Here is a 10,087-nt window from a genome sequence, read left to right on the forward strand (position 1 = left end):
TCGGGTTCGAACTGGTTGTGTAAAAGACCGGCCGGCCTTGGAGTTCAGGCGTCTCGCCCGGCGTGGACATCGGCAAGGAACACTGAGCCCGGCGGGTTCCGGGTGCGCACCGTGACGGTGTCGCCCTGCGTGTCGACCCGGACGAAATACCGCTCGCCGGGCCGTTCGCGAGGAAAGGCGCTGCGCGCGTCCTCGGCAACGACCACCGCGGAGGGATGCGTCCGCGTCCGGCGGCCGACGTGGTCCTTGACCGCGATCTCCGCCAGGTGCTCCGAAGGACGCGCACCCTCGGGCAGCTCGTAGAGATCGGCCACGAAACCGGGAAGTTCCCCGGCTCTGGTGACGTCGGCGGCGGTCAGAGAGGTGACTCCCGATTCCGTGACCGACAGTCCGGCGTCCGCGCAGAAGCGCCGCTCGTGGACGAACGCCAACCTCTGCCGCGGGGACAGCGCACCCAGGCGTCCGATGGACACCAGCACCAGGACCAGGCACAGAGACACCGCTACGCGGCCGTCGACGATGAGCTGCAGGTCCACCTTCGGAAAGCGGTGCTCGTCGTCGGCGAACCCGGTGAACCGGGCTTCGACCCGGACCGTCCCGGATCGGGGCAGGGGCTCGAACAGCAGCAGTTCGTCGACCCGGTGAGGGAACGAAACCTGATCCTCGCCGATCAAGGGCGACCAGTGCCGGAGCCGGTGGTGCGGGATGACGTGCAGCGCACCGTCGAGCAGCCCTTGATGCAGCAGGCCCGGGGGCACGGTGCCCGCGCCCGCGTCCAGGGAACCCGACGCGCCGGTCGTGCCGACGTCGTACTCGACGAGGTAGTGGAAGGCCTCGCCGTGGAAGAGCCCATCCGAGAGGTAGGGATCCTCAGGCTGGGCGTCGGGCAGCGGATCGAACGGCCGCGGACGGCCGAGGGGACGTTCCCCCACCCGTACGTGCGCCGTCGCCACCGGCTCGAACCTGGACAGTCCCGATACCCCGGAGTTCCGCCAGGCGGACAGGGTGACCACCTGGTCGCCCCGTCGTTTCCCCGGCACCGTCGTGACCCGCGTCCGCATCGGCCCGTCGAAGGTCAGCCACCGGCTCAGCCGGACGTCGCGCAGCAGACTCACCGGAAGGCCGGACTGCTCCGCCGTACCGCGGGCGAGCAGGTCCACCACCGACATCATCGGCAGCACCGGGACCGTCCCCCAGGGACGGTGATCGCCGAGCCAGTGGTCGATGGCCGGATCGAGGACCTCCTCGGGCACGGCGTCTTCCGCGGCGGCCACGGCCCGCATCCCGATCCGCGGCAGGTGGTAGATGCGGCGGCCGTCGACCCACAGCCACGCCGTTCCGAGCGCGTGGACACCACGCTCGTCGTCACCGGCTTCGGTGATTTCGAGTTCGACGGTGACCACATCGTCGGCGGGCACCACCTGGCCGCGGTACTTCCAGCTGAGCGGGCTGCCGAGCATGACCGGTTCGAAGCGTGCGCCGGGCAGGTGCGCAATGCGCCCGGACACCACCAGGTAGTGCTGCAACAGCCGGCAGACGGCTTCCACGCCCAGGGACCCGGGCTGCACCGGATCCTGGAAGAAGTGTGCCCGGAAGTACCACTCGCCGGGGTCGATGTCCTTTTCCCCGCGAAGCCGCCCGAGTCCCGCCGCACCGCCGTCCGGCCAGTACCCGGTGATCCGGTCCAGCATCCTGAGCATCGGCCCTGGCGGATCGAGAGCGGTGCGGTCCGTCTTCTCCGCCGCCCGAAGGTCCAGCACGGGACCGCCGGAAGCGGCCGGCCAGACGTCTTCCTCCGCCGACGGCGGCAGCCCGACCTGATCGACGAAGGCGGCCGGCGGGAAGAAGCCGAACGTGGTCCGGAGGGTGAACAGGGGCATACCGTCGGCGGTGCATTCGACCGCGAACTGCTCGATGATGATCCCGTTGTGCTCGGCCACCGAGAGAAGTTCCACCTCCGTGCGCAGCACCTGCGGGCCAGGCCGCACTTCGCCGAGCACGGTGCCCTCCCCGTCGAGGTTTCGGAACAGCAGGTCGTCGGCGCTGTGACCGATACCTCCGGTGTAGGCCGCCAGCCAGCCGCACGGCTGCAGGAGGACCTCCATCAGCGCGGCGAAGGGCATGGTGGGCGTGTTGTTCTGCTCGAAGAACCAGGCCTCGGCGGGCACGTCGTACTCCGCGGTGATCCGGCCGCCCGGGCGCGCCGAGCCGAAGGTCCCCTCGATCGAGACCACCCTGCTGATGAAGTGGTACGGCGGGCCGGGCAGGCGCGGGCAGCGGTGAACGCCGTCGAACGCGGCGAACTGCGGTCCGAAGGCCGCCGAGGGACGGCCCCAGGCCGAGGCCAGCATCGAGGCCAGGTCGGCGCGGACGCCGTCGACCAGCGCCACCTCACGGCTGTCGTCCTGCCCGGTCAGGCCGCCGAGAGCCGGCAGCGGTACCGGGTCACCGGTGGTCTGCTGGCGGTGCGGGCCCAGATGGCGCCAGTGCTCCAAGGGCCAGTCGGGGACCAGCCGGAGCCCGACCCGGGCGGCGTGGAAGGCCGGGACACCGTCGACAGTGCACAGCAGATCGGCGATCAGGGTGGGCTGGGGGCCGGCCACCACCGAGACGACGAACACCTCGTAGGTGAGCAGATGCGACTCCGGTGTCGCTTGTCCTCGGCACAGCATCGGGCTCGGCCGTCCCGGTACCGGTTCGAACCGCCAGCCGTCCCGGTCCACGGTGTGGCCGAGGGCGGCGAGGTAGAACGCCATCGCCTGGATGCCGCCCTCCAGCATGAGGGTGCCGGGCATGCACGGGTCGTTGTGGAAATGCCCGGCGAAGAACCATTCGTCCCCGGTGATCGCCGTCCGGGCACTTAGGTAGCCCCGCCCCCACGGGCCGCCCGCAGGAGCGAATTCCGTGACCTCGTCCAGGAGCAGCAAGCTGTCGTCGGCGATGCGCGGGGTTCGCACGTGGCTGCGGGTGGCCCGCCAGCCGGGGCCGAAGCACGCCTCCGGGCGGCCGGCGGCGAACGCCCGGACGGCGTCCGCGTCGAAGGATGCCGGTGCCCCGGTGATCGCCGGAGGCTCCACCGGCGCGTCCTCCGGTGAATGGGTGGCGGGATCCCACCGCACCCCCGCGCTGGCCGCGAGTTCGCGGTCGGTGAAGAAGCCTGCCTGGCCCCCGCGCACGGTCAGCCGGAGCTCGTCGCCGACGTGGCAGTCGTAGTGGAAGAACATGAGACGGACACCGTTGTGTTCGGCGTGCCCGTCGACGTGGATCTCGTAACGCAGCGTCTCCCCCGGCCGGGGTGGTTCGCCGTGGTAGGTCAGTTCGCAGCCGAGCAGCCGGTAGACCCGGTCCTCCCCGATCTCGAGGTCGACGCCCATCCAGCTGATCAGCAGCAGGTCCGCCTGTCCGGCTTCGACCAGTACACCGGCGGGCATCCGCCCGGCCGGGTCGAGATACCAGCTGCCGAGGGTGACGTCGGTTTCGGTGTGGATGACGCCGGAGCCCAGTACCGCAGGCGGGGCGTCGATCGCGGTGACCCGGTCCACCAGCAGCATGGGCGGCGCGGGGAGCCTGGTCTGCCGCCGCTTGGCGTCCTGTGCCGCGAATCGCGGCCCGAACAGCTCCGAGATCCGGCCGGTGGCCAGGTACTCCAGTTGCTCCCGTCCTAAGCGTGGCCCGGTGCGGGGCTCGGGGGCCGGCGCGGGAACGGACGGGGCAGGCGAGAGCACGGGGGTGACGGCCGCGGCTGGCGACGAGCTGATCAGCGTCTGGAGGCGCTGACGGGTCTGCAGGAACGCGGTGTGCGCCGCGCCCAGCCGCTCCAGGAAGTGCCGGTGCCCGGCACTCACCCGATCGCGGTGCGCGACCGCGACCAAGGCACGGCCAGGTGCCGGAACCGGCACTGCCGCGGGCCGCGCCGGATTGGGGCGCGACGGCGCTTCCGGCAGCGGGACGGGAGCCGGGGGCAGCTGGGGGGCGCGGCTCAGGACCGCAGGCCCGAGGGCCTGGGGCGGGTGCACCGGCGGTGGGTGCGCGGGCAGCGCCACGGTGGCCCCCACAGGCCGGGCCACCGGCGCCGCGTCCGCGAGGGCGGAGAACAGGGCCGCGTGCTCGATGGGCACACCGGCAGCGACCAGTTCCGCCACCGCGGAGCACAGCTGTCGCAGAGCGGAGCCGTTCGCGGCGTCGAGCGCGACCGCCAGGTGATCGTGTGCGCCGAGGGTGCGCCGGATCCACCCGGTGCACAGACCGCGCGGGCCGTGTTCGACGAAGACCCGGACGCCGTCCGCGTACGCCCGTTTCACGGTTCCGGCGAAGTCCACCATTTGGGTGGCCTGGTCCATCATCGCCTTGGCCGCGTGCTCGGTCGTCGGCGTGTACGGCTCGGTGGTGACCCCGTTGTAGAACCGCACTCCGGACACCGGTCCGACCGGGCGGTGGTGGAAGTCCCACCACTGCTGAGCGACTTCGGCCACTTCCGGAGCATGGGCGGCGAGGTCGTAGCCGATGCGCACGGCCACTTTCGCGCCGAAGCGCGAAAGCCATGCCTCACAAGCGTTCTCTTCACCGCCCACGACGCAGACGTCGGGCGCGTTGACGGCCATCAGATGAACGGCCCGTTCACCGGTCAGCGCCGCCCGGACCGCTCCGGCGGGGGCGTGCACGAGGTGATTGACCCACCGCTTCCCCGCGATGCCGTGCCGGGCCCAGAACCGCCGCACCCCGCGGAACTCACCCGCAACCTCGCGGGTGAACAGGTCGGCCGCCAGCACGTCCCGGTGCACGCGCGCGGAGTCCGGCCACACTCCCTGAGCGATCAGCGCGGTGGATTCGCCGGACGAGTAGCCGAGCACCGCGTCCGGGGTGAGCCCCAGCAGCTCGGTGCTGACTTCGGTGTGCAGCAAGGCGAGCCGGGAGACCGTGACGATCTGGTCGATGGCGCGGGTCGGCCCTGGCGCGGGCTCGGTGACGGGAAAGACCCCCGTCCGCCGGAAGATCCGGTCCACCAGGCCGGGCAGCGCCAAGGCCAGCTCCCCGCCCATGCCGTCATAGGCCGCGGAACCGTTGGTGTAGACGAAACCGACTTCGCCTCCCAAAGGCGCGTCGCGATAGGCGGTCGCAGAGGGCCGCAGACCGCCGTTGTCGAGCCAGTCACAGGCACGCCGGAGGACGGCTTCGCGGGTGTCGTCGTGGACCACCACGGCCAGCCGGGCAGGTCCGGTATCCGATTCGACCCCGGCCCGGGCCGCCGCCGACACGCCGGCCCGGTCCCGGCCGGAGAACACCAGCAACCGGGGTGCGGCCAGGACCGACCACGCGCCGGGCGAGCCCGCTCGCACCGACACCGCCCGGGGCGGTGCGCCCAGCGGGGCGACGGTGATCCGCGCGGTCCGCAGATCCGGGCGCGGAAGCCCCCGGCGGCCGCGACCGGGGATCACCCGGTGACGCATCGCGGTGACTGCCGTCGCCAGAGCCAGCAGTCCGGTGGCCGCGTGCGGCCTGCCGAACAGCTCCGCCGGATCGAAGTGGGGCGCGCCGGTTGCGGGCAGGTCGCCCACCACCAGATCCGGACGGTCGCCGTCGTCCCCCAGCACGGCGAGCACCGCGGAGCCGTCACGACGGGCGTCGGCCAGCCGCTTGAGCACCACGACGACCGCCGCGTCACCGGGTCGGTCCGGGCGTCCCAGCCCGATGTCGGCGGCCCGGTGGCCGGCCTCGTGGGCGAGGTCCGCCGCGCCGACGACGGCCGCGTCCACCTCACCGTTCCGCAGGGCGGCGACGGCCAGATCGAGGGCCACCAGTCCGGAAGCTTCCTCGGCGGAGACGGTGTAACCGGGACCACGCAGGTCGAGCTGGACGTTGAGCCGGCTGGCGATGAGGTTGGGCATCGAGCCGGTCGTCTGCGCCGCGGTGATCGCTTCGCCTGCTCGACCGGGGGCGCCGAGCCCTTCGGCCGCGCTCTGCCGCCGATCGCTCATCCGCCAGCGCACGCCGTGCCTGGCCGTCCCCAGGTCACCGCCCAGGCCGACCACCACAGCGGTCCGCTCCCCCGGCAGGTCCTGCCCCGCCACCGCTTCCCGTGCGGTCTCCAGCATCAGCACCTGCTGCCCGAGGGCGTGCCCCAAATCCGCCGGCGGGAATCGCAGGCCCGGCAGGTCGACCGCGACGGCGGCGCACGGGCCGTCCGCCGGCTCGCCCTCGAGCACAGCCCGGCGGAACGCATCGGTGTCCGCGCGGTCACCCACCCGGACGGCCAGCCCCACGACGGCGACCTCCGCCCGGGCACCCTCGTCGTCCCGCCGGAAGCCCGCGTCCGTGGGCAGGGGTGCCCACCCGGGATCACCGGCCACGTCCCCTTCGTCGACGACCAGATGCGCGTCGGCACCGCCGAAGCCGAATGCGCTGACAGCCGCCCGCCGGGGCGAAGGCCACTCTTCGGCCTCGCGCAGGAGCCGCAGCACCGTGCCGTCCAAGGCGTCGATGTGCCGGTCGGCGTGCAGGGTGGGCGGCCGCACACCCGCCTCGAAGGCCCCGAGGACCTTGAGCAGCCCGGCGATCCCCGCGGTCGTCAGCGTGTGCCCCAGATTCGACTTGACCGAGCCGATGGGCAGGTCGGTGCGGTCCCGGAAGACGTGCGCCATCGCGCGCGCCTCCACCGCGTCCCCGACCGGCGTGCCCGTCGCGTGGCACTCCACCAGCGACACCGTGTCCGGCGCGACCCCCGCGTCCTGGTACGCCAGTCCCATCGCCCGCTCCTGACCGCCGCGCGCGGGTCCGAGCAGGCCGCCCTCGGCGCCGTCGTTGGACAGGCCGATCCCGCGGATCACGCCCAGCACCGGTATCCCCGCCGAGCGGGCGTCCGCCAGGCGCATCAGCGCGACGATCCCCGCTCCCTCGGCCGGCACCAGCCCGTCGGCTTCGCGGTGGAACGGGCGGCTGCGGCCGGTGGGGCTGAGCGCGGACAGCGCGTGGAAACCGCGGTGGATGAACAGGCTGTCGGCGTGGTTGACGCCGCCGGCGAGCATCAGGTCGGTTTCTGCTCGCCGCAGCCGGTCACAGGCCAGTTTGATCGCGTACAACGATGAAGCACAGGCGGCGTCGAGCGCGAACCCACCGAGGCCGAGCCCGAGCGCCTTGGCGGCGAACTGCGCGGGCAGTCCGGAGAAGAACCTGTTCCGGGGGTCGGTCCGGGCGGAAGGCGCTGTCCCGATCGGGATTTGCCAGACTTCCGCGGCCCAGCGCACCGCCGCGGGGCTCGGATACGACTGGTTGCCCACGACCAAGGCGGCCCGGTCCAACGAGGACTCGACCGCCCCGCATTCGCGCAGAGCTTCCCGTGCGGCGTGCATCAGCCAGCGGAAGACCGGGTCCAGTGGCTCGATCTCCCCCGGCGGCACCCGGAAGCCGCGGCTGTCGAACACCGTTTCGAACCCGGTGACGAATCCTCCCGTTCCCCGCGCCGGTTCCTCTTCCGGTGGCAGGTTCCAGCGTCCTGGCGGGACCGTGTCCAGACTCGACAGCCCGCCACGGATGTTGCTCCAGAGGGATGCCGGGGTCAGCGCGTCCGGAAGGACACACCCCCGGCCGACGACGGCGATCGGTTCAGCGGGCATGACAGATCCTGTTCGGTCGGGGTCTGCGGGTCAGTCCGGGCGGCGGACGAGTTCGACGGCGAGCAACTCGAACCGCGGTTCGCCGTCGGGATCGAGCAGGGCCACGTCACAGGTCACCCTGGCCTCCCGCACGGCTCCGGCCCGGACCACGCACCGGCCTTCACCGGGCAGCGGGCCGTCGCGGTGCAGCCGGAACTCACCGACGCCCATCGGCAGGGCACGGGCGCCGAGCATGAATTCCGCCCACAGCACGGCCAGCTGGAACGCGCCGTCCGTGGCCGCCGGATCGGTGGTCCAGCCGCTGCCGGGCCAGCCCCGTGCCGCCAGGCCTTCCACCACGCCCAGTGCGCCTGCCCCGGACAGGCTGTCCGTCGACAGCAGGACCTGGAAGGCGGGACCGTGGAAGTGCCCCGCATCGTCGTACGACACCTCCCGCAGCGGAGGGACGAGTTCGGCGGGCACCGTCCACTCGGAACAGAGCGGCCGATCCGGCACCAGCGTGGCCCGGTAGCACGCGGTGGCCTGGTCTCCGTCGCGGAGTTCGATCGCCACGGCCTTCGCGCCGGCGTCCACCGGACGCCCTTCGACCACGAACCGGTGACCGTCGTGCTCCAGTTTGGACAGGTCGGCCGTGCGCAGGACGCGGACGTCGCGCAGGACCAGCGTGCCCGGTTCCGGCCGCCAATCACGGGCCGCGCCCGCGAGCCAGTCCAGGGCCGAGGCCATCGGCAGGACGGGCACGTCCGCGGGCCGGTGGTCGAGCAGATATGGGTGGGTGGCCGCGTCGAGCCGGATCCAGGCCGCGTTGAGCCGGTCTCCCGGACCGTCTTCGTCCGCGGTGAGCACGACGCGGGTGTCGCCGCCGGGGGTGTCCGACAGCTCCGCGACGAACGCGTCCGCCGCGCTGCCGGGGTCGAGCAGGGAGATCCCCGCGCGGTCGAAGTGGTCGGCGAGCCCGGCCGACACCATCCCTCCGCGCCACGGTCCCCAGGCCAGTGCCCGGACAAGACACTCCGGCCGCCGGGCCCGCTGCTCGGAGGCCACCAGGTCGAGCACCGCGTTGGCCGCCGCGTAATCGGCCTGGCCCGCGTTGCCGAAGACCCCGGCCACCGACGAGAACACGGCGATCAGCTCCAGCGGATCGTCCGCGGTGGCCTCGAGTAGTTCGCCGAGGCCGTCGACCTTGACGCCGACGACCCGATCCCACTGCTCGGCGGTCTTGTCCTCGATGCGGTGGTCGGCGAGCACGCCCGCCCCGTGGACGAGGCCGGTGATCGGGCCCCACTCGCGCCGGATCCGGGTGAGCGCCGCGTCGAGGGCGGTCCCGTCGCGGACGTCGATCGGCAGGTATTCGGCCTCGCTCCCGTACCCGGCCAAGGCGTCCAGCGTCGCCCGGATCTCGCGGGTGGCCAGCACCTGCCGCGCCCGGGCGGTGATCTCCGCCGGTGTGGACTTGCCGTCAGCCGCGATCGCCCTGGTCAGCGCGGCCTCGTCGGTCAGCTCCGCCCAGCCGGCGGGTTCTTCGGTCAGCGGCGTGCGGCCGAGCAGGACGAAGCGGGGCCGGTGTTCGCGGGCGAGGGCACGCACGGCGGTGGCGGTGACGCCCCGCGCGCCGCCGCTGACCACGATGACCGAGCCGGGACCGACCCGCGATCCGCCGCTCCGGGGTGGGAGCGGCGCGGGCTCGGGCCGCGGTACCAACCGGGTCCCGTCCGCCCGCAACCCGACGTCGCGGGCGGGGCCACCGGCCACCAGTTCGGCCACCACCGCTTCGGCCACAGCCTCGGCGGACCGGTCGCCACGTTCGCAATCGATGGCCTTGACCGCCGCACCCGGCCACTCCAGCGCGGCGGTCCGGGCCAGTCCGGCGAGGCCGCCGAGCCAGGCGCGGTCCTCTTGGCGGCCGTCGAGCCCGAAGTCGCCCCCGGTGTCCTGCACGGTGACGAAGAGGCCGCCGTCCGCCGAGCGGACCGGAGCCAGTGCCTGGGCGGCTTCGAACCCTTCGCGCAGCACCGCTGTCCCCGCGGCACGGGTCCGGATGGGCCGCAGGCCGCCGAGGAAGACCACCGCGTGGGTCCCCGGCGGCACCGTGTCGGCGACCTGCGCGTCCATTCCCCGCTGGGTGAGCAGGCCGGCCACGGCCTCGGCCACCCCGGTCCCGTCCTGGGTCACCACCACCGGGTGATCGCCCAGGCCGGGCATCGCCAGCCCGCGGGGCTGCGACGGCACGGCCCGTACCACCCGGCGCCACACCTGCGGCGGCTCCGGGGTGGGCTCGGGCGTGGATTCGTCGGCGGGGACCGGCTCGACCGGGCGGATCCCGGCTTCCCGCGGCGAAGCGGCGCCGTGGCCACCGGCACTTTCGACGACCTCGCGCAACGTCCGCAATTCCGCCAACGCCGCCATATCCTGCTCCGGCAAACCCCCGACCCGCTCACGCAAAGCCGCCAAAATCTGCACCCGCTTGATCGAATCAA

2 protein-coding genes are annotated in these 10,087 nt (G+C 73.0%); both read right to left on the reverse strand.

Features of this window, described 5'->3' with window-relative positions; genetic code table 11:
- Nucleotides 1-44: 44 nt before the first annotated feature.
- Nucleotides 45-7,610, reverse strand: a complete 7,566-nt coding sequence (locus tag ACZ54P_RS14455; protein WP_465461993.1) for a beta-ketoacyl synthase N-terminal-like domain-containing protein — start codon at nt 7,608-7,610, stop codon at nt 45-47.
- Between the two features lie 30 nt (nt 7,611-7,640).
- Nucleotides 7,641-10,087: SDR family NAD(P)-dependent oxidoreductase (locus ACZ54P_RS14460; protein ID WP_465461994.1), on the reverse strand; the 2,447-nt coding region annotated here is incomplete at its 5' end.

The organism is Amycolatopsis sp. NPDC034160 (assembly GCF_055575355.1).